Source organism: Yersinia frederiksenii ATCC 33641 (genome assembly GCF_000754805.1).
Taxonomy (GTDB): domain Bacteria; phylum Pseudomonadota; class Gammaproteobacteria; order Enterobacterales; family Enterobacteriaceae; genus Yersinia; species Yersinia frederiksenii.
Genome location: NZ_KN150731.1, coordinates 3,197,640 through 3,218,436 on the forward strand (window position 1 = coordinate 3,197,640; position 20,797 = coordinate 3,218,436).

Consider the following 20,797-nt stretch of genomic DNA (forward strand, 5'->3'; position numbering starts at 1 on the left):
ATTTTCAGCGATGTTTACAGATTGAATTGGCTGGCTGCGTGATAGACATCATGTGGCGGGTTGATTGAAACAGAATTTGCCTGGCGGCCATAGCGCGGTGGACCCACCTGAACCCATGCCGAACTCAGAAGTGAAACGCCGTAGCGCCGATGGTAGTGTGGGGTCTCCCCATGCGAGAGTAGGACACTGCCAGGCATCAAATTTAGCCGAGACCCCATGCCAAAAGCGTGGGGTTTTTGCTGTGTGGGATTTGGGATGTAAAAGAAAGCCTTCTGCTGCGCAGAGGGCTTTTTTTATGTCTGCACTTAAAACAAAATACAATATGAGTATTATGATCGGTTAGACTAGCGCTAGAGCTAGTTAGAATGAGTATCCAATGCAATGTCGAGTCAAGGTTCCCCGCTAAAACATCTCAATACTTTCGCGTTATCAGCCTACGCGAGCAACGTAATCAGTGCCAATTCTACGGAAGAATTGATTAACGCATGGCGTGAGTCAGTTTCTAAGCAGCAACCTGTACTTTTGCTTGGCGAAGGCAGCAATGTCCTGTTCATTGAGAATTATGCAGGAACAGTATTATTGAATCGCATCAAAGGCATCACTTTTACTGAAGATAATACCGCCTGGCGTCTGCATGTTGGTGCCGGGGAGAATTGGCATCAACTAGTATGCTATTCGCTGCAACACAACATGCCGGGGCTGGAAAACTTAGCGTTAATCCCCGGGTGTGTTGGCTCTGCGCCAATCCAGAATATTGGTGCTTATGGTGTTGAGTTGCAAAAGGTATGTGAGTACGTAGATTTACTTGATATGGAGGCGGGCACAGTCCTGCGTCTCTCGGCTCAAGATTGCCAGTTCGGTTATCGCGACAGCATATTTAAGCATCGTTATGGAAATGGGTTTGCCATCGTCGCCGTGGGGATCAAATTAATAAAATCTTGGACTCCAACATTGGGTTATGGCGACTTAACGCGTATGGACCCTTTGACGGTCACCGCAGAAGATATCTTCAACTCAGTCTGTGCAATGCGCCGGAGTAAATTGCCTGACCCGGCAGTGACGGGTAATGCAGGTAGTTTCTTTAAAAACCCGCTTGTAGATGCCAGTGTGGCTGAAGACATAGTAAAGCGTTACCCCAATGCACCTCATTATTTGCAACCTGATGGCTCAGTAAAACTGGCCGCAGGTTGGTTGATTGATCAATGTGCACTTAAGGGATACCAAATTGGCGGTGCTGCAGTGCATCAACAGCAAGCCTTAGTACTGATTAACCTCGCAGGAGCGACTGGGCAGGATGTTCTGGGCCTTGCTAGCTATATTCGCCAGCAGGTCGCAGACAAATTCGCTATCTGGTTGGAACCAGAGGTTCGCTTTATTGCAAGTCATGGTGAGGTTAATGCTGTGGAGCGTTTGTCGTGAAAGATATCAAAGTCCCCTTACGGTTAATCGGCATACTTGCTGATGGCGCATTTCACTCCGGTGAACAACTGGGTGAAACATTAGGCATGAGCCGTGCAGCGATTAACAAGCATATGCAAACTATCAGAGAATGGGGATTAGATGTCTTTACCGTTCCAGGTAAGGGCTACAGTCTGCCAGCACCTATCCAGCTACTTGATGAACAAGCGATATTACATTATTTACCCACAGGACAGGTAGCTGTGCTACCGGTCGTAGACTCTACGAATCAGTATCTCCTGGATCGCATTACCGAACTTAAGTCTGGTGATGCTTGTGTTGCCGAATATCAGCAAGCCGGGCGGGGCCGACGCGGGCGTCAGTGGGTATCTCCTTTTGGTGCGAATCTATATTTATCTATGTTCTGGCGCCTTGAGCAAGGTCCTGCAGCTGCAATGGGACTGAGTCTAGTCGTGGGCATTGTCATGGCAGAAGTCCTGCATAAGCTGGGTGCTGAGCAGGTGCGTGTTAAATGGCCAAATGATCTGTATCTCAATGACAAAAAATTAGCCGGTATATTAGTCGAACTCACTGGAAAAACGGGTGATGCCGCTCAGTTAGTGATTGGTGCGGGTATCAACCTGACAATGCGCGAATCAACAACCAATGTTATTAGCCAAGATTGGATTAATTTACAGGAGGCCGGTGTTATTATCGATCGTAATAAACTGACGGCTGAACTGTTATCTGAATTAAGGTTAGCGGTGGTTAAATTCGAAAATGAGGGGCTATCTGCCTTTATTTCTCGGTGGCGAGAAATGGATAATTACCTTGATCGCCCGGTGAAGTTAATTATTGGAAACCAAGAAATATTTGGGATAGCTCGGGGTATAGACCAACAAGGGGCATTATTGTTAGAGCAAGACGGTAATGTAAAACCTTATATTGGTGGTGAGATATCTCTTCGCGGTATTTAATTAATAAGGTAAGCGGGCAGTTATAACTACCCGCTATTTATTATTTTCTCAATCGCACACTCTCAACGGCATGATTAGCACTTTTAGTCATTATTAGACTTGCCCGCTCACGAGTGGGTAGTATATTTTGCTTTAAATTCAATCCGTTAATCTCCTTCCATAACTGAGTTGCAATTTTGACTGCTTCTGTTTCAGGCAGTTTGGCATAGTTATGGAAGTAAGAGTCTGGATTAGAGAATGCACCTTGTCGGAATTTAAGGAACCGGTTGATATACCAGCTTTGCAGTAAATCTTCTGGTGCATCTACATATATAGAAAAATCTACAAAGTCAGAGACAAATACATGGTGAGGATCATGAGGATAATCCATACCACTTTGTAATACATTCAATCCTTCCAGAATAAGGATATCAGGTTGTTTAATGACTTTGTTTCCATCGGGCACAACGTCATAGATCAAATGTGAATAAACTGGCGCTGTAACTTGACTCGCACCTGATTTAACTTCCGAGACAAAATTCACCAAACTATGCATGTCATAAGACTCAGGGAAGCCTTTTTTCTTCATCAATCCACGTTCATTCAAGACTTTATTGGGATGAAGGAAACCATCTGTAGTAATCAGTTCTACACTGCGGTGCTCCGGCCAACGGCTTAGCAATGCCTGCAATAAACGTGCAGTTGTACTTTTGCCTACCGCAACGCTACCGGCAATACCGATAACATAAGGAATTCGTTGGCCATCCGTTCCGAGAAATTGTTCCAAAACAGCCTGGCGGCGCAAATTAGAACTGATATAAAAATTAAGTAGACGTGAAAGTGGTAGATAAATCTGTGCCACTTCATCTAATGAAAGGTCTTCGTTAATCCCTTTGAGTTTAACGATTTCTTCTTCTGTTAGTGTCAATGGTACGGAGTCGCGCAGTGCAGCCCACTGAGTACGATCGAACTGTAGATAAGGCGTCGCTAAAGATTGATCTCTTTTTATCATAAGCCAAATTCTGCCTGTTAACGCAGGTTGGGAAAGGCGCTGGACGCCAACTCCAGATAAGAAACAAGCTGCATATTATAGGCAGCTTGCTTTTTGGCGTAGACATTTTTGTATTTAGTGAGTGATTTCTTTGATGCGTGTTGCTATTCCAATCAATTAAGAAGGATAGTGGTGAGCTAACGCTTTTTTATCGTTCATATCTATCTTTACTAACTAGCAATGGCAGTATGCCTTTGATTTACAGAGAATAGCCGTTTGAAATAAATAGCTGTTGGATGATAATAGCCATCAGGTGTGCAGGCATAATCAGGTATTTCGCCCATACGATAATAACCCTGTGCTCGATAGAAAGATTCTGCGGGAGAGCCAGCTTGTGTATCGAGATACAATAAACCGCGACGGAGCTGAATGGCGGTATCCTCCATGGCAGTAACCAATTTATGTCCTATGCCGGCACGACGACTACGGTTATGTACCAATAATTTCTGCACTTCGGCTCGATTTAAGCCATTTGGTTTTTGACAAAGATCTAATTGGATAGAGCCAACAATTCCTATGTCATCGCGTGCTATCCATAATAATAATGTCCCTTTAGCGATGGCAGGACGAAGTCCGTGGAAATAACTCTCAGCAACCTCCTGTGAGAGAGCCCGTGAGTCATAGCCTATTGAGGCCCCATGAGATACAGCGTCAATTAGCAAGTCTGCCAATTCACTTCGATAAATAGGTAATGTTGCTGCATTAAGCAAAACTATCTTCATGATAAAACTCCTCTCCAGCCATCGCTCCGCGCATATATCTATGCTTAAGCAATAAACAAGCCAAACAAGTAATAGCGTAATTATCTGAATTGAAGTCACTATTTTTGCGCGCATATGCACTGTATTGGGGGCAGTTCCCCATTTTGGGGCATAAAGCGAAATTAATTTGTATCTGACTAAGGATAAGATTGTCAGAAATTGCGACATTAGCTGGTTTTTTTAGGGATGATTTTTATCTGCAGAATGGGTTAAAGTAGCAAAATTACTGGGTGCTAATTAAGCTAACTATGGTTAATAATACGGCGCACATTTAAAAAATGACTGTTTTATGAGCAAAGTGGCAAGTTATGCAATTTTTTAGTTGCATCGTAAGCCCACTCTACCTAGAATGCGCAGCACTTGATGCCGGCATAGCTCAGTTGGTAGAGCAACTGACTTGTAATCAGTAGGTCCCGAGTTCGACTCTTGGTGCCGGCACCATTCAAGTACAAAAATTAGGTGGGGTTCCCGAGCGGCCAAAGGGAGCAGACTGTAAATCTGCCGTCATCGACTTCGAAGGTTCGAATCCTTCCCCCACCACCATATTTAACCTTGAGTCTCAGGGTGATTCAGAAGACCGAACCCCAATAAACACTCAAGGCGAGAGCAACGCTCTCGATGAAGAGTGAAGTGGCCAAGCCCTTCCTTTCAAGTTTCTACAGATTAAGTCAGGTAGCCGAGTTCTAAGATGCGGGCATCGTATAATGGCTATTACCTCAGCCTTCCAAGCTGATGATGTGGGTTCGATTCCCACTGCCCGCTCCAAGATGTGCTGATATGGCTCAGTTGGTAGAGCGCACCCTTGGTAAGGGTGAGGTCGGCAGTTCGAATCTGCCTATCAGCACCACTTCTCATTCTCTCGTCCCCTGATTTTCTTTCTGTGTTATGGATTCAGCAAGCATGCGCTTGGTTGATGTGGTGAAACCACCGATTCCGTGTCTTAGAGGGACAATCGATGTCTAAAGAAAAGTTTGAACGTACAAAACCGCACGTTAATGTGGGTACTATCGGCCACGTTGACCATGGTAAAACTACCCTAACTGCTGCAATTACCACCGTACTGGCTAAAACTTACGGCGGTAGTGCTCGTGCATTCGACCAGATCGACAACGCTCCGGAAGAGAAAGCGCGTGGTATCACCATCAACACTTCACATGTTGAGTATGACACCCCGTCACGTCACTATGCTCACGTTGACTGCCCAGGGCATGCTGACTACGTTAAAAACATGATCACCGGTGCTGCTCAGATGGACGGCGCGATCCTGGTTGTTGCTGCCACTGATGGCCCGATGCCACAGACTCGCGAGCACATTCTGTTAGGGCGTCAGGTGGGTGTTCCTTACATCCTGGTCTTCCTGAACAAATGTGACATGGTTGACGACGAAGAGCTGCTGGAACTGGTAGAAATGGAAGTTCGTGAACTTCTGTCTCAGTACGATTTCCCTGGCGACGACACTCCAGTTATCCGTGGTTCTGCGCTGAAAGCGCTGGAAGGCGAAGCTGAGTGGGAAGCAAAAATCATCGAATTGGCTGAGGCGCTGGATAGCTATATTCCACAGCCAGAGCGTGCGATTGATAAACCATTCCTGCTGCCAATCGAAGACGTATTCTCAATCTCTGGCCGTGGTACTGTTGTCACCGGTCGTGTAGAGCGCGGTATCGTTAAAGTCGGCGAAGAAGTCGAAATCGTTGGTATCATTGATACCATCAAGACTACCTGTACTGGTGTTGAAATGTTCCGCAAATTGCTGGACGAAGGCCGTGCGGGTGAGAACGTTGGTGTTCTGCTACGTGGTACTAAACGTGATGACGTACAACGTGGTCAGGTATTGGCAAAACCAGGTTCTATCAAGCCACACACCAAATTTGAATCAGAAGTTTATATTCTGAGCAAAGATGAAGGTGGTCGCCATACTCCGTTCTTCAAAGGTTATCGTCCTCAGTTCTACTTCCGTACAACTGACGTGACCGGTACTATCGAACTGCCAGAAGGCGTTGAGATGGTGATGCCAGGTGATAACATTCAAATGATTGTTAACCTGATTGCTCCTATCGCAATGGATGACGGTCTGCGCTTTGCGATTCGTGAAGGTGGCCGTACTGTTGGTGCTGGCGTTGTTGCTAAAGTCATTGAATAAGATTTGACGCGACATGCGATAAAAGGGCATCATTTGATGCCCTTTTTCTACGTTGTCATACTAGAACCTATCTCATCAGTGGTTTTTTCATCATAATTACTGGTGAGATGGGCTCTGGAAGTACGGCGAATAGTGCTGAGTGGTGCCGATTAGAGAGTCTCTAGAGCATCCTTCGGCTTGGTTTGCTTTGCGGTGCGAAGCAAAGTTGTTTGTTCTGAATCATAGTGACAGGTTGGTTTATGAGTGCGAATACCGAGGCTCCAGGGAGCGGACGCGGCCTGGAAACGGCTAAATGGCTAATCGTTGCTGTACTTTTAGTTGCAGCGATTGTGGGTAATTATTATTACCGTGATTTCAGCCTACCGTTACGCGCGTTGGCAGTTGTAGTAATTATCGCTGTTGCCGGTGCTGTTGCATTGATGACGGCAAAAGGCAAAGCCACTGTAGCGTTTGCTCGTGAAGCTCGCACGGAAGTGCGTAAAGTGATTTGGCCTACCCGTCAGGAAACTCTGCACACAACGTTAATCGTTGCTGCGGTAACTGCTGTAATGTCACTGATTCTATGGGGGCTGGATGGTATTCTGGTCCGCCTGGTATCATTTATTACTGGCCTGAGGTTCTAAGATGTCTGAAGCACCCAAAAAGCGTTGGTACGTCGTTCAGGCGTTTTCCGGTTTTGAAGGCCGCGTAGCTCAATCGCTGCGTGAGCACATCAAGTTACATGACATGGAAGAGCTGTTTGGCGAAGTCATGGTTCCAACGGAAGAAGTCGTCGAAATTCGTGGCGGTCAACGTCGTAAAAGTGAACGTAAATTCTTCCCAGGCTATGTACTGGTCCAGATGGTGATGAACGATGCCAGCTGGCACTTAGTGCGTAGCGTGCCACGGGTAATGGGCTTTATCGGTGGTACATCCGATCGCCCTGCACCAATCAGTGATAAAGAAGTTGATGCGATTATGAATCGTCTTCAGCAGGTGGGTGATAAACCACGTCCTAAAACACTGTTTGAACCAGGTGAACTGGTGCGTGTTAGCGATGGTCCGTTTGCAGACTTCAACGGCGTCGTCGAAGAAGTGGATTACGAAAAGAGTCGCTTGAAAGTGTCTGTTTCCATCTTTGGTCGTGCTACTCCGGTCGAACTGGATTTCAGTCAGGTAGAAAAAGGCTGATTCATTTTTCGACAATGGTTGAAATTTGAGTCTTGTCTTAGGCGCGAAATTACAATATAATTTCGCGCCTTTTGTTTTTAGATGTCTTGCTTGTGTCATCCGTGGCAACTTATTTCATCGTAAATAATAGCGAGACAAAACACGGGGAGCCTCAATCGAGGCGATACTACCCAAATCGAGGAAATCGTAAATGGCTAAGAAAGTACAAGCCTATGTCAAGCTGCAAGTAGCAGCTGGTATGGCGAACCCAAGCCCACCAGTCGGTCCGGCTCTGGGTCAGCAGGGTGTTAACATCATGGAATTCTGTAAAGCGTTCAATGCTAAGACTGAAAGCATTGAGAAAGGCTTGCCGATCCCTGTTGTTATTACTGTTTATTCTGATCGCTCTTTCACTTTCGTTACTAAAACCCCGCCAGCAGCAGTTCTGCTAAAAAAAGCGGCAGGTATTAAGTCTGGTTCTGGCAAGCCGAACAAAGACAAAGTAGGGACTGTGACCGGTGCTCAGGTCCGTGAAATCGCAGAAACCAAAGCTGCGGATATGACTGGTGCTTCAATTGACGACATGATGCGTTCAATCGAAGGTACTGCTCGTTCCATGGGCCTGGTAGTGGAGGGTTAATAAATGGCTAAGCTGACCAAGCGCATGCGCGTGATCCGTGACAAAGTTGATGTTACTAAGCAGTACGATATCAACGAAGCTGTTGCCCTGCTGAAAGAGCTGGCTACTGCTAAATTCGTAGAAAGCGTGGACGTTGCCGTTAACCTCGGTATCGATGCACGTAAATCTGACCAAAACGTTCGTGGCGCAACTGTGTTGCCACATGGTACTGGCCGTTCAGTACGCGTTGCTGTTTTCGCTCAGGGTGCAAACGCTGAAGCTGCGAAAGAAGCAGGCGCTGAATTGGTAGGTATGGACGACTTGGCTGATATGATCAAGAAAGGCGAAATGAACTTCGACGTTGTAATTGCTTCTCCGGATGCAATGCGCGTTGTGGGTCAATTGGGTCAAATCTTGGGTCCACGTGGCCTGATGCCTAACCCTAAAGTGGGTACTGTTACTCCTAACGTTGCTGAAGCAGTTAAGAATGCTAAAGCAGGTCAGGTTCGTTATCGCAACGACAAAAACGGTATTATCCACACTACCATTGGTAAAGTTGATTTCGACTCAGAGAAGTTGAAAGAAAACTTAGAATCTCTGGTTGTTGCGCTGAAGCGTGCTAAACCTGCTACAGCGAAAGGCGTTTATATCAAGAAAATCAGCCTGTCCACCACCATGGGCGCCGGCGTTGCTATTGATCAAAGCGGTCTGAGTGCAGTAGTGAACTAATCACTAATTGCTTTTATCGCTTTACGTGGGCGTAAGGTTTGTCTAGAATCTTACGCCCATGCTTCTGTCGATAGTTTGTTTATTGATAACAAATGTTCGTTCGACAGGAAAACAGAATTTTCGGTTGGAGCTTGGCCTTATCCAAGCCTCCGTCCAAGACCGCAGGTGTGTTGTAAGAAACACTTAATTTCCTGCGTAGACGGTGACAGAACCTAAAGCATTTTTTCTTTTTGATAAAGAATGGTCTTTGCTGGATTCTGCTCACCGTGTTTCAACGCCCACTCATTACAATTTAGTAATGTTTTGGGTGACGTGAGTTCCGGGGAATTACTCCCCGGTTAATCCAGGAGCAAGAACTAATGGCACTAAATCTTCAAGGCAAACAAGCGATTGTTGCTGAAGTTAAAGAAGTAGCCAAAGGTGCGCTGTCTGCGGTTGTTGCGGATTCTCGTGGCGTTACCGTTGATAAAATGACTGAACTGCGTAAAGCAGGTCGTGAAGCTGGCGTTCACATGCAAGTTGTTCGTAACACCTTGCTGCGTCGCATTGTTGAAGGCACTCCATTCGAATGCCTGAAAGACACGTTTGTTGGTCCAACCTTGATTGCATTCTCTTCAGAACACCCGGGCGCAGCTGCTCGTTTGTTCAAAGCATTTGCTAAAGATAATGCGAAATTTGAGGTTAAAGCAGCAGCCTTTGAAGGCGAGTTAATCCCTGCGGCTCAGATCGACCGCCTGGCAACTCTGCCAACCTACGAAGAAGCAATTGCAAAACTGATGGGAACCATGAAAGAAGCCGCTGCTGGCAAATTGGTTCGTACTCTGGCTGCACTGCGCGATCAGAAAGAAGCGGCTTAATAGCCTTTCTTATCCATCGTTGCTTTTTAACGTATAAACTATTTCTGTATTTTAGGAACAATTGTTATGTCAACTATCACTAAAGACCAAATTCTGGAAGGCGTTGCAGCTCTGTCTGTAATGGAAATCGTTGAACTGATCTCTGCTATGGAAGAGAAATTCGGCGTTTCAGCTGCTGCTGTTGCTGCAGGTCCTGCTGTTGCTGCTGAAGCTGCAGAAGAACAAACTGAATTCAACGTTGTTCTGGCTTCATTCGGCGACAACAAAGTTGCAGTAATCAAAGCTGTTCGCGGCGCAACTGGCCTGGGCTTGAAAGAAGCTAAAGACCTGGTTGAATCTGCACCTGCAGTTCTGAAAGAAGGCGTGAACAAAGACGAAGCTGAGTCTCTGAAAAAATCTCTGGAAGAAGCTGGTGCTTCTGTTGAGATCAAGTAAGTTAAGCTTTGAGTTCGCAGCCTGACTTATAGGCTGATGGCTGGTGACTTTTTAGTCATCAGCCTTTTTGCGCTGTAGGGCGTTAGTCGCATTTCACACTGTTTAGCGACTAACTAACCCCAAATATTCCTTTCTATTGACGACTTAATATACTGCGTTCTCAGCTACGACCCACTCGGGTAGCTCGGTAGTCAAAGTAATGCGATGAAATGGTTTAAGAGTGATAGAAAAGAGTATTCCGAGAAGTGTTTCGACTTCTCAGTCTAAATAATAGTGTTGCATGACCTGTCCTAGTTTAGGGCGGACAGAGTGGGTCACTGATCAGCGAGCTGAGGAACCCTATGGTTTACTCCTATACCGAGAAAAAACGTATTCGTAAGGATTTTGGTAAACGTCCACAAGTTTTGGACATACCTTATCTCCTTTCTATCCAACTTGACTCGTTCCAGAAGTTTATCGAGCAAGATCCCGAAGGGCAGTACGGCCTAGAAGCAGCATTCCGTTCTGTTTTTCCAATTCAGAGCTACAGCGGCAATTCGGAGCTGCAATACGTTAGCTACCGTCTTGGTGAGCCAGTATTTGACGTCAAAGAGTGCCAGATCCGTGGTGTGACTTATTCCGCACCGCTGCGCGTTAAACTGCGCCTGGTAATCTATGAGCGCGAAGCTCCGGAAGGTACGGTCAAAGACATCAAAGAACAAGAAGTCTACATGGGTGAAATTCCACTCATGACCGAAAACGGTACCTTTGTCATTAACGGTACTGAGAGGGTTATCGTATCTCAGCTGCACCGTAGTCCTGGCGTATTCTTTGACAGCGATAAGGGTAAAACCCATTCCTCGGGTAAAGTGCTGTATAACGCACGTATCATCCCTTACCGCGGTTCATGGTTAGATTTCGAGTTTGACCCGAAAGACAACCTGTTTGTTCGTATTGACCGTCGTCGTAAATTGCCGGCAACCATCATTCTGCGTGCATTGAATTTCACCACTGCACAGATCTTGGATCTGTTCTTTGAGAAAGTGGTCTTTGAGATTCGTGACAACAAACTGCAGATGGAATTGGTTCCAGAGCGTCTGCGCGGTGAAACGGCATCCTTTGATATTGAAGCGAATGGCAAAGTTTACGTCGAGAAAGCGCGTCGTATTACTGCACGTCATATTCGCCAGCTTGAAAAAGACGGCATCGATCGTATCGAAGTTCCAGTTGAGTATATTGCTGGCAAAGTCGTTGCAAAAGACTATGTCGACGAGAACACCGGTGAGCTTATCTGTGCAGCCAACATGGAGCTGTCATTGGATCTGTTGGCTAAACTGAGCCAAGCGGGTCACAAGCAAATCGAAACTCTGTTCACCAACGACCTGGATCACGGTGCTTATATCTCCGAGACCCTGCGTGTTGACCCAACCAGCGATCGTCTGAGCGCTTTGGTTGAGATCTATCGCATGATGCGTCCTGGTGAGCCACCAACACGTGAAGCAGCTGAAAATCTGTTTGAGAACCTGTTCTTCTCTGAAGACCGCTACGATTTGTCTGCAGTTGGCCGGATGAAGTTCAACCGTTCACTGCTGCGTGACGAGATCGAAGGTTCCGGTATCCTGAGTAAAGAAGACATCACTGAAGTGATGAAGAAGCTCATCGATATCCGTAACGGTAAAGGCGAAGTGGATGATATTGACCACTTAGGCAACCGTCGCATTCGTTCTGTTGGTGAAATGGCTGAAAACCAGTTCCGTGTGGGTCTGGTTCGTGTTGAGCGTGCAGTTAAAGAGCGTTTGTCTCTGGGCGACCTCGACACACTGATGCCTCAGGACATGATCAACGCTAAGCCTATCTCGGCTGCGGTGAAAGAGTTCTTTGGTTCCAGCCAGTTGTCACAATTTATGGACCAGAACAACCCGTTGTCTGAGATTACGCATAAGCGTCGTATTTCTGCATTGGGCCCGGGCGGTTTGACCCGTGAACGTGCTGGCTTTGAAGTTCGAGACGTACACCCGACTCACTACGGTCGCGTATGTCCAATCGAAACGCCAGAAGGTCCAAACATCGGTCTGATCAACTCCTTGTCCGTGTACGCACAGACCAATGAGTATGGTTTCCTGGAAACACCTTATCGTCGCGTGCGTGATGGTGTGGTGACCGATGAAATTAACTATTTGTCTGCTATTGAAGAAGGCAACTTCGTTATCGCTCAGGCGAACTCCAACTTGGACGAAGATGGCCGCTTCATCGAAGACTTAGTCACTTGTCGTAGCAAAGGCGAATCAAGCCTGTTCAGCCGCGACCAAGTTGACTACATGGACGTTTCCACTCAACAGGTGGTGTCCGTTGGTGCTTCTCTGATTCCATTCTTGGAACACGATGACGCCAACCGTGCCTTGATGGGTGCGAACATGCAACGTCAGGCGGTTCCTACTCTGCGTGCTGATAAGCCGCTGGTAGGTACCGGTATGGAACGTGCAGTAGCGGTTGACTCAGGGGTAACCTCTGTAGCCAAACGTGGCGGTACCGTTCAGTACGTAGATGCATCCCGTATCGTTATTAAAGTTAACGAAGACGAAATGTATCCGGGCGAAGCAGGCATTGATATTTATAACCTGACCAAATACACCCGTTCTAACCAGAACACCTGCATCAACCAGATGCCGTGTGTGAATCTGGGTGAGCCAATCGAGCGCGGCGACGTGCTGGCAGATGGCCCATCTACAGACCTGGGCGAGTTGGCATTGGGTCAGAACATGCGCGTAGCGTTCATGCCTTGGAACGGTTACAACTTCGAAGACTCCATCTTGGTCTCCGAGCGCGTGGTTCAAGAAGATCGCTTCACCACCATCCATATTCAGGAATTGGCATGTGTGTCCCGTGACACCAAGTTAGGGCCTGAAGAGATCACTGCTGATATCCCGAACGTGGGTGAAGCTGCGCTCTCCAAGCTGGATGAGTCCGGTATCGTATATATCGGTGCTGAAGTGACTGGCGGTGACATTCTGGTTGGTAAGGTAACACCTAAAGGTGAAACCCAACTGACGCCAGAAGAGAAACTGTTACGTGCGATCTTCGGTGAGAAAGCGTCTGATGTTAAAGACTCTTCTCTGCGTGTACCAAACGGTGTTTCCGGTACGGTTATTGACGTGCAGGTCTTTACTCGCGACGGCGTAGAAAAAGACAAACGTGCGTTAGAAATCGAAGAAATGCAGCTGAAACAGGCTAAGAAAGACCTGACTGAAGAGTTGCAGATCCTGGAAGCGGGCCTGTTTGCACGTATCCACGCAGTACTGGTTTCTGGTGGCATCGAAGCTGACAAGCTGAGCAAATTACCACGTGACCGCTGGCTGGAACTTGGCCTGACCGACGAAGACAAGCAAAACCAGCTGGAACAGTTGGCTGAGCAGTACGACGAAATGAAATCCGAATTCGAGAAGAAGATGGATGCCAAGCGTCGTAAGATCACCCAAGGTGATGATTTGGCACCAGGCGTGCTGAAGATCGTCAAGGTGTATCTGGCGGTTAAACGTCAGATTCAACCGGGTGACAAGATGGCCGGTCGTCACGGTAACAAAGGTGTTATCTCTAAGATTAACCCGATCGAAGATATGCCTTACGATGAAAACGGTACGCCGGTAGACATCGTTCTGAACCCGTTGGGCGTACCATCGCGTATGAACATCGGTCAGATTTTGGAAACCCACTTGGGGATGGCAGCGAAAGGTATTGGCGAGAAAATCAACGCCATGCTGAAGAAGCAGGAAGAAGTTGCCAAACTGCGTGAGTTCATCCAGAAAGCCTACGATCTGGGCGATAGCGTTTGTCAGAAAGTTGATCTGAGCACTTTCACCGATGACGAAGTATTGCGTCTGGCAGAGAACCTGAAAAAAGGTATGCCAATCGCAACACCCGTCTTCGATGGTGCGACAGAGAAAGAAATCAAGGAACTGTTACAGCTGGGTGGCCTGCCAACTTCTGGTCAGATTACTCTGTTTGACGGCCGTACCGGCGAGCAATTCGAACGTCAGGTTACTGTCGGCTACATGTACATGCTGAAACTGAACCACTTGGTTGATGACAAGATGCATGCGCGTTCTACCGGTTCTTACAGCCTGGTTACTCAGCAGCCGCTGGGTGGTAAGGCTCAGTTCGGTGGTCAGCGCTTCGGTGAGATGGAAGTGTGGGCGTTGGAAGCTTATGGCGCCGCGTACACCTTGCAAGAAATGCTTACCGTCAAGTCTGACGATGTAAACGGCCGTACCAAGATGTACAAAAACATCGTGGATGGCGATCACCGTATGGAACCAGGCATGCCGGAGTCCTTCAACGTATTGTTGAAAGAAATCCGCTCGCTGGGCATCAATATCGAGCTGGAAGAAGAGTAATTCTTCTCCAGACGGCAGGCTCTCATAGCCGGGAGTCTGCTGGTGGTTCGCACTGGTCACAGGGGCGCTCAAACTTAGGTTTGGGCGCCTATCAGGTCTAACTCCGACAGGAGCCAATCCGTGAAAGACTTATTAAAGTTTCTGAAAGCGCAAACTAAGACCGAAGAGTTTGATGCGATCAAAATTGCTCTGGCCTCGCCAGACATGATCCGTTCATGGTCGTTCGGCGAAGTTAAAAAGCCGGAAACCATTAACTACCGTACGTTCAAACCAGAACGTGACGGTCTTTTCTGCGCCCGTATTTTTGGCCCAGTAAAAGATTACGAATGCCTGTGCGGTAAGTACAAGCGTTTGAAACACCGCGGTGTTATTTGTGAGAAATGCGGCGTAGAAGTGACTCAAACCAAAGTACGCCGTGAGCGTATGGGTCACATCGAACTGGCTTCTCCAACTGCGCACATCTGGTTCCTGAAATCGTTGCCTTCGCGCATCGGTTTACTGCTGGATATGCCATTACGTGACATCGAACGTGTACTGTACTTCGAATCCTATGTGGTTGTTGAAGGCGGTATGACCAACTTGGAACGTCGTCAGATCCTGACTGAAGAGCAGTATCTGGACGCGTTGGAAGAGTTTGGTGATGAGTTCGACGCGAAAATGGGCGCCGAGGCTATTCAGGCCCTGTTGAAAAACATGGATCTGGAAGCTGAGTGCGAGATCCTGCGTGAAGAATTGAACGAAACAAATTCTGAAACCAAGCGTAAGAAGCTGACCAAGCGTATCAAGCTGCTGGAAGCGTTCGTACAGTCTGGCAACAAGCCAGAGTGGATGATCCTGACCGTGCTGCCTGTGTTGCCGCCAGATCTGCGTCCATTGGTACCGTTGGATGGCGGTCGCTTTGCGACTTCTGATCTGAACGATTTGTATCGTCGCGTGATCAACCGTAACAACCGTCTGAAACGCCTGCTGGACTTGGCAGCTCCGGACATCATCGTACGTAACGAAAAGCGTATGCTGCAAGAAGCAGTAGATGCATTGCTGGATAACGGCCGTCGCGGTCGTGCAATTACCGGCTCTAACAAGCGTCCGTTGAAGTCACTGGCTGACATGATCAAAGGTAAGCAAGGTCGTTTCCGTCAGAACTTGCTGGGTAAACGTGTTGACTACTCAGGTCGTTCGGTTATTACCGTTGGTCCATACCTGCGTCTGCATCAGTGCGGTCTGCCGAAGAAAATGGCTCTTGAGCTGTTCAAACCGTTCATCTACGGCAAGTTGGAATTGCGTGGTCTTGCTACCACCATTAAAGCTGCCAAGAAGATGGTTGAGCGTGAAGAAGCGGTTGTTTGGGATATCCTGGATGAAGTTATCCGCGAACACCCAGTACTGCTGAACCGTGCACCAACCCTTCACCGTTTGGGTATCCAGGCGTTTGAACCGGTTCTGATCGAAGGTAAAGCAATTCAGTTGCACCCACTGGTTTGTGCGGCATATAACGCCGACTTCGATGGTGACCAAATGGCTGTTCACGTACCGCTGACACTGGAAGCTCAGTTAGAAGCGCGTGCGTTGATGATGTCTACCAACAACATCCTGTCACCTGCGAACGGCGAGCCAATCATCGTTCCTTCTCAGGACGTTGTATTGGGTCTGTATTACATGACCCGTGACTGTGTTAACGCTAAAGGCGAAGGCATGGTACTGACTGGCCCGAAAGAAGCTGAGCGTATTTATCGCGCTGGCCTGGCATCTCTGCATGCCCGGGTGAAAGTCCGTATTACCGAAGAAATTCGTAATACCGAAGGCGAAAGCACTTCGCGTACCAGCATCATCGATACGACTGTAGGCCGTGCTATTTTGTGGATGATTGTCCCGAAAGGCCTGCCTTACTCTATCGTTAACCAGCCGCTGGGCAAGAAAGCCATCTCCAAGATGCTGAACACCTGTTACCGCATCCTGGGCTTGAAACCAACGGTTATCTTTGCTGACCAGATCATGTACACCGGTTTTGCTTACGCAGCACGCTCAGGCGCCTCTGTAGGTATCGATGACATGGTTATCCCAGAAGCGAAAGCAGGGATCATCGAAGAAGCTGAAACTGAAGTTGCCGAGATCCAGGAACAGTTCCAATCCGGTCTGGTAACTGCAGGTGAACGTTATAACAAAGTGATCGATATCTGGGCCGCGGCTAACGAACGTGTTGCCAAGGCGATGATGGATAACTTGTCTGTTGAAGATGTTGTCAACCGTGACGGCGTTGTTGAACAGCAGGTTTCCTTCAACAGCATCTTTATGATGGCCGACTCCGGTGCGCGTGGTTCTGCTGCACAGATTCGTCAGCTGGCAGGGATGCGTGGCCTGATGGCTAAGCCAGATGGTTCGATCATTGAAACGCCAATTACTGCGAACTTCCGTGAAGGTTTGAACGTACTTCAGTACTTCATCTCAACCCATGGTGCTCGTAAAGGTTTGGCGGATACCGCATTGAAAACTGCGAACTCCGGTTACCTGACCCGTCGTTTAGTTGACGTGGCACAGGATCTGGTGGTGACTGAGGACGATTGTGGTACCCATAACGGTATCGTGATGACCCCGGTTATCGAAGGTGGTGATGTTAAAGAGCCACTGCGTGATCGCGTACTGGGTCGTGTGACCGCAGAAGAAGTTATCAAGCCGGGTACGGCTGATATTCTGGTTCCGCGTAACACCCTGCTGGACGAAAAATGGTGTGATCTGTTAGAAGAAAACTCCGTCGACAGCGTTAAAGTTCGCTCCGTAGTAAGCTGTGAAACTGACTTCGGTGTGTGTGCTAACTGCTATGGTCGCGACCTGGCACGTGGTCACATCATCAACAAAGGTGAAGCAGTTGGTGTTATTGCAGCACAGTCCATCGGTGAGCCGGGTACCCAGCTTACGATGCGTACGTTCCACATCGGTGGTGCGGCATCTCGTGCGGCAGCAGAATCTAGTATCCAGGTTAAGAACAAAGGTAGCTTGAAACTGAGCAACGCCAAGTTCGTTACCAATGCAGCTGGCAAGCTGGTGATTACTTCTCGTAACACTGAGCTGAAGCTGATCGACGAATTCGGTCGTACTAAAGAAAGCTACAAAGTGCCTTACGGTGCTGTAATGGGCAAAGGCGATGGTGCAGAAGTTCAGGGCGGCGAAACCGTTGCTAACTGGGATCCGCACATCATGCCAGTTGTGACCGAAGTGAGCGGTTTCATTCGCTTCGCGGACATGGTTGACGGCCAGACCATTACCCGCCAGACCGACGAACTGACTGGTTTGTCTTCTCTGGTAGTACTGGACAGCGCAGAGCGTACCGGTAGCGGTAAAGACCTGCGTCCGGCACTGAAAATCGTTGATGCCAAAGGCGACGATGTATTGATCCCAGGTACAGATATGCCTGCTCAATACTTCCTGCCAGGTAAAGCGATTGTTCAGCTGGAAGACGGCATTCAGATCGGTGCGGGTGATACCCTGGCGCGTATTCCGCAAGAATCAAGCGGTACCAAGGATATTACCGGTGGTCTGCCACGTGTTGCTGACTTGTTCGAAGCACGTCGTCCGAAAGAGCCTGCAATCCTGGCTGAAATCAGCGGGATCATCTCGTTCGGTAAAGAGACCAAAGGCAAGCGTCGCCTGGTGATCTCACCGTTGGATGGTAGCGATGCATACGAAGAGATGATTCCGAAATGGCGTCAGCTCAACGTGTTCGAAGGTGAAGTTGTAGAACGCGGTGACGTGGTTTCCGACGGCCCAGAATCTCCACACGACATTCTGCGTCTGCGTGGCGTTCACGCGGTTACCCGTTACATCACCAACGAAGTGCAGGAAGTTTACCGTCTACAAGGCGTTAAGATTAACGATAAACACATTGAAGTTATCGTTCGTCAGATGCTGCGTAAAGGCACCATCGTTGATGCAGGTAGCACCGACTTCCTGGAAGGCGAGCAGGCAGAAATGTCTCGCGTTAAAATCGCTAACCGTAAGCTGGCAGCTGAAGGCAAAATCGAGGCTACGTTCACACGTGACCTGCTGGGTATCACCAAGGCATCCTTGGCGACCGAGTCCTTCATCTCTGCGGCTTCGTTCCAGGAAACCACGCGCGTTCTTACTGAAGCGGCTGTTGCCGGTAAACGTGATGAACTGCGTGGCCTGAAAGAAAACGTAATCGTGGGCCGTCTGATCCCAGCCGGTACCGGTTATGCTTATCATCAGGATCGTATGCGTCGTAAAGCCCTGGGTGAAGTTCCAGTGGTTCCGCAAGTTAGCGCGGATGAAGCGACTGCTAACCTGGCTGAATTGCTTAACGCCGGTTTTGGTAACAGCAAAGACTAATCTCTTTGTTGACCACCAACGTAAAAACCGCTCCTTTTGGGGCGGTTTTTTTTGCTTATTTTTCAGGATGAAAACGGAAGGTTATGGGAGAGATCGGCCTAAATAACGATCCCAATCTTTCCAAACCGGTTGTAGCCCTGCCAGCGTTAATGCCTGTGCAACCTGCTCCGGAGTCCGATTATCATGTGGAGCAAACTGTTCAAGCTCGGGATGATTATCTGCATATCCCCCCGGCTGAGTTTTCGAGCCAGCACTGACATTATTAATCGCCACCGGAATCACGTTATCGCGAAAGAAAGGCGACTCACGGGTGGATAAGGACAATTCCACATCTGGCGCAAACAGGCGAAAAGCGCAAATCAGTTGCAGCAGTTGTGGCTCACTCATCAAAGAGGCGGGTTCAATACCCCCAGCACAAGGCCGTAAACGTGGGAACGAGATAGAATAGCGGCTCTGCCAATAAGTTTGTTGCAGGTAAAATAGATGCTCCGCCAGCATGTAGCAGTCAGTGCGCCAACTATTAGACAAGCCAATCAAGGCACCCAATCCGATCTTATCGATCCCCGCGCGCCCCAAGCGATCCGGGGTTGCCAGTCGCCAGTGAAAATCTTGCTTATGGCCGCGCAAATGATGTTGCTGATAAGTGGCCGGATGATAGGTTTCTTGATAAACCATCACGCCATCCAATCCCAATGTTTTGAGCTCCGCATACTCATCTTCTGCCAATGGTTGAACTTCCATCATCAGCGAACTGAATTGGTTGCGAATCGCAGGAAAGTGGCGACGGAAATAGTCCATCCCAACTTTTGCCTGATGTTCACCGGTAACCAGTAGCAAGTGTTCGAAGCCCAATGCTTTGATAGCTTTACACTCACGAATGATTTCCGCTTCATCCAAGGTTTTGCGCTTGATGCGGTTGCTCATTGAAAAACCACAATAAGTGCAATCGTTGGCGCAAAGGTTAGAGAGATAAAGCGGCACATAAAAACTGACGGTATTGCCAAAACGTTGGCGAGTTAGTTGCTGCGCTTTCTGCGCCATGGGTTCCAAATAAGCTGACGCCGCCGGTGAAATCAATGCCATCAAATCGTCACGATTAGGTTTAGTGGCATTAATCGCTCGTTCAACATCCATGGCGGTTTTGCTGTTAATGCGCAGCGAAATATCATCCCAATCCAATTGTTGCCAGCGCTGAGTAAAATCTTCAGACATGATTTTTTTCCTCTAGCTGGCTAAGGAAGCCGGTCAATGGGCTGGTGGCGTTGGCTTGCAGCTGACTCGTGCCTAAACCGGCTTGGCGTGCCAGAGCCCCGGCTTCAACAGCCAGCCGGAATGCTTGCGCCATTTGTACTGGTGAGCGGGCAACAGCAATGGCGGTATTCACCAAGACAGCATCTGCGCCCAACTCTATAGCTTCAAGAGCATGGCTTGGGGCACCAATCCCAGCATCGACCACCACCGGCACTTTGGCTTGTTCGATAATGATTTGCAGAAAGTCGCGGGTACGTAATCCCAAATTTGAGCCAATGGGTGCCCCCAATGGCATCACGGCCGCACAACCAACTTCTTCCAAACGTTTACATAATACCGGGTCAGCGCCGCAGTAAGGCAAAACGACAAAGCCCTCTTTCACCAGTATTTCGGCCGCTTTCAGAGTTTCTATTGGGTCAGGTAGCAAGTACTTCACATCTGGGTGAATTTCCAGCTTTACCCAATGAGTCCCCAGTGCCTCACGTGCCAGGCGAGCGGCGAAAACGGCTTCCTGCGCAGTTTTGGCTCCTGAGGTATTGGGTAGCAAACGCACCCCTAATTGGCGCAATGGTGCCAGAATGGCATCATTGCCAGCATGCAGATCCACGCGCTTCATTGCCATAGTAATCAGCTGTGAACCGGAGGCCTGAAGTGCTGCTAACATCAATTCAGCCGTGGCAAATTTGCCCGTGCCGGTAAATAAACGTGAGGTAAAGGTAGTATCGGCGATTTTCAGCATG

The 20,797-nt window shown here is 48.3% G+C and carries 15 protein-coding genes, 4 tRNA genes and 1 rRNA gene; 16 read left to right on the forward strand and 4 right to left on the reverse strand.

Annotation, left to right across the window (positions count from 1 at the left end; translation table 11 throughout):
- Positions 1 to 79 precede the first annotated feature (79 nt).
- The 3 genes from rrf (at position 80) to birA (ending at position 2,375) form a co-directional block, all read left to right on the forward strand.
- Positions 80 to 195: ribosomal RNA gene (rrf, locus tag DJ58_RS07625) — 5S ribosomal RNA — on the forward strand.
- Between the two features lie 186 nt (positions 196 to 381).
- A complete protein-coding gene (gene murB / locus DJ58_RS07620; protein WP_004712397.1) occupies positions 382 to 1,419 on the forward strand; it encodes a UDP-N-acetylmuramate dehydrogenase in 1,038 nt (345 codons plus the stop codon).
- Positions 1,416 to 2,375, forward strand: coding sequence for a bifunctional biotin--[acetyl-CoA-carboxylase] ligase/biotin operon repressor BirA (birA, locus tag DJ58_RS07615; protein ID WP_032912033.1), 960 nt, complete (start codon positions 1,416 to 1,418; stop codon positions 2,373 to 2,375). Before murB ends, birA begins: the two co-directional genes overlap by 4 nt.
- A gap of 40 nt (positions 2,376 to 2,415) precedes the next feature.
- Here the strand turns inward: birA and coaA are convergent, their stop codons facing one another.
- Positions 2,416 to 3,366 carry a type I pantothenate kinase gene (gene coaA, locus DJ58_RS07610; protein ID WP_004712399.1) on the reverse strand — a complete coding sequence of 317 codons (951 nt, stop codon included), beginning with the start codon at positions 3,364 to 3,366 and terminating at the stop codon, positions 2,416 to 2,418.
- A 209-nt stretch (positions 3,367 to 3,575) separates the two neighbouring features.
- Positions 3,576 to 4,127, reverse strand: coding sequence for a GNAT family N-acetyltransferase (locus DJ58_RS07605; RefSeq protein ID WP_032912035.1), 552 nt, complete (start codon positions 4,125 to 4,127; stop codon positions 3,576 to 3,578).
- A gap of 404 nt (positions 4,128 to 4,531) precedes the next feature.
- Between DJ58_RS07605 and DJ58_RS07600 the strand changes: the two genes are divergently transcribed.
- The 13 genes from DJ58_RS07600 (at position 4,532) to rpoC (ending at position 18,806) form a co-directional block, all read left to right on the forward strand.
- Positions 4,532 to 4,607 (forward strand) — tRNA-Thr (locus DJ58_RS07600).
- A 17-nt stretch (positions 4,608 to 4,624) separates the two neighbouring features.
- Positions 4,625 to 4,709: transfer RNA gene (locus DJ58_RS07595), tRNA-Tyr, on the forward strand.
- 147 nt (positions 4,710 to 4,856) lie between these two features.
- A tRNA-Gly gene (locus tag DJ58_RS07590) sits at positions 4,857 to 4,931 on the forward strand.
- A 6-nt stretch (positions 4,932 to 4,937) separates the two neighbouring features.
- Positions 4,938 to 5,013: transfer RNA gene (locus DJ58_RS07585), tRNA-Thr, on the forward strand.
- Positions 5,014 to 5,121: 108 nt separating this feature from the next.
- Entirely contained in the window at positions 5,122 to 6,306 is a 1,185-nt protein-coding gene (gene tuf / locus DJ58_RS07580) for an elongation factor Tu (RefSeq protein ID WP_004712401.1), read from the forward strand.
- 239 nt (positions 6,307 to 6,545) lie between these two features.
- The gene (gene secE / locus DJ58_RS07575; protein WP_004704671.1) at positions 6,546 to 6,929 is read left to right on the forward strand and encodes a preprotein translocase subunit SecE; all 384 of its coding nucleotides are present in this window, start codon (positions 6,546 to 6,548) and stop codon (positions 6,927 to 6,929) included.
- Between the two features lies 1 nt (position 6,930).
- On the forward strand, positions 6,931 to 7,476 hold the full coding sequence (nusG, locus tag DJ58_RS07570) for a transcription termination/antitermination protein NusG (RefSeq protein WP_002210671.1): 546 nt from the start codon (positions 6,931 to 6,933) through the stop codon (positions 7,474 to 7,476).
- 190 nt (positions 7,477 to 7,666) lie between these two features.
- Positions 7,667 to 8,095 carry a 50S ribosomal protein L11 gene (gene rplK / locus DJ58_RS07565; protein ID WP_004712403.1) on the forward strand — a complete coding sequence of 143 codons (429 nt, stop codon included), beginning with the start codon at positions 7,667 to 7,669 and terminating at the stop codon, positions 8,093 to 8,095.
- A gap of 3 nt (positions 8,096 to 8,098) precedes the next feature.
- The gene (gene rplA / locus DJ58_RS07560; RefSeq protein ID WP_004712404.1) at positions 8,099 to 8,803 is read left to right on the forward strand and encodes a 50S ribosomal protein L1; all 705 of its coding nucleotides are present in this window, start codon (positions 8,099 to 8,101) and stop codon (positions 8,801 to 8,803) included.
- A gap of 359 nt (positions 8,804 to 9,162) precedes the next feature.
- Positions 9,163 to 9,660: a 50S ribosomal protein L10 gene (gene rplJ, locus DJ58_RS07555; RefSeq protein ID WP_004712405.1), complete on the forward strand. Its 498-nt coding sequence runs from the start codon at positions 9,163 to 9,165 to the stop codon at positions 9,658 to 9,660.
- A 66-nt stretch (positions 9,661 to 9,726) separates the two neighbouring features.
- Entirely contained in the window at positions 9,727 to 10,095 is a 369-nt protein-coding gene (rplL, locus tag DJ58_RS07550) for a 50S ribosomal protein L7/L12 (RefSeq protein ID WP_004712406.1), read from the forward strand.
- A 341-nt stretch (positions 10,096 to 10,436) separates the two neighbouring features.
- On the forward strand, positions 10,437 to 14,465 hold the full coding sequence (rpoB, locus tag DJ58_RS07545) for a DNA-directed RNA polymerase subunit beta (RefSeq protein ID WP_004712407.1): 4,029 nt from the start codon (positions 10,437 to 10,439) through the stop codon (positions 14,463 to 14,465).
- 120 nt (positions 14,466 to 14,585) lie between these two features.
- Positions 14,586 to 18,806, forward strand: a complete 4,221-nt coding sequence (gene rpoC / locus DJ58_RS07540; protein ID WP_004712408.1) for a DNA-directed RNA polymerase subunit beta' — start codon at positions 14,586 to 14,588, stop codon at positions 18,804 to 18,806.
- 81 nt (positions 18,807 to 18,887) lie between these two features.
- Here the strand turns inward: rpoC and thiH are convergent, their stop codons facing one another.
- Together thiH and DJ58_RS07530 are read right to left on the reverse strand one after the other, a co-directional pair.
- Positions 18,888 to 20,018 carry a 2-iminoacetate synthase ThiH gene (gene thiH / locus DJ58_RS07535; RefSeq protein ID WP_032912037.1) on the reverse strand — a complete coding sequence of 377 codons (1,131 nt, stop codon included), beginning with the start codon at positions 20,016 to 20,018 and terminating at the stop codon, positions 18,888 to 18,890.
- Positions 20,011 to 20,796 (reverse strand): thiazole synthase, encoded by a 786-nt coding sequence (locus DJ58_RS07530; RefSeq protein WP_004712410.1) that lies wholly within the window; start codon positions 20,794 to 20,796, stop codon positions 20,011 to 20,013. The genes thiH and DJ58_RS07530 overlap by 8 nt, the downstream gene beginning before the upstream one ends.
- Position 20,797 lies beyond the last annotated feature (1 nt).

Excerpts from the sequence above, each read along its gene's own strand:
- DJ58_RS07530 (WP_004712410.1), bottom strand. The coding sequence starts at position 20,796 with ATGCTGAAAATCGCCGATACTACCTTTACCTCACGTTTATTTACCGGC.
- secE (WP_004704671.1), top strand. The coding sequence starts at position 6,546 with ATGAGTGCGAATACCGAGGCTCCAGGGAGCGGACGCGGCCTGGAAACG.
- murB (WP_004712397.1), top strand. The coding sequence starts at position 382 with ATGTCGAGTCAAGGTTCCCCGCTAAAACATCTCAATACTTTCGCGTTA.
- DJ58_RS07605 (WP_032912035.1), bottom strand. The coding sequence starts at position 4,127 with ATGAAGATAGTTTTGCTTAATGCAGCAACATTACCTATTTATCGAAGT.
- rplK (WP_004712403.1), top strand. The coding sequence starts at position 7,667 with ATGGCTAAGAAAGTACAAGCCTATGTCAAGCTGCAAGTAGCAGCTGGT.
- nusG (WP_002210671.1), top strand. The coding sequence starts at position 6,931 with ATGTCTGAAGCACCCAAAAAGCGTTGGTACGTCGTTCAGGCGTTTTCC.
- rplJ (WP_004712405.1), top strand. The coding sequence starts at position 9,163 with ATGGCACTAAATCTTCAAGGCAAACAAGCGATTGTTGCTGAAGTTAAA.
- thiH (WP_032912037.1), bottom strand. The coding sequence starts at position 20,018 with ATGTCTGAAGATTTTACTCAGCGCTGGCAACAATTGGATTGGGATGAT.
- rplA (WP_004712404.1), top strand. The coding sequence starts at position 8,099 with ATGGCTAAGCTGACCAAGCGCATGCGCGTGATCCGTGACAAAGTTGAT.
- tuf (WP_004712401.1), top strand. The coding sequence starts at position 5,122 with ATGTCTAAAGAAAAGTTTGAACGTACAAAACCGCACGTTAATGTGGGT.
- rplL (WP_004712406.1), top strand. The coding sequence starts at position 9,727 with ATGTCAACTATCACTAAAGACCAAATTCTGGAAGGCGTTGCAGCTCTG.
- rpoB (WP_004712407.1), top strand. The coding sequence starts at position 10,437 with ATGGTTTACTCCTATACCGAGAAAAAACGTATTCGTAAGGATTTTGGT.
- coaA (WP_004712399.1), bottom strand. The coding sequence starts at position 3,366 with ATGATAAAAAGAGATCAATCTTTAGCGACGCCTTATCTACAGTTCGAT.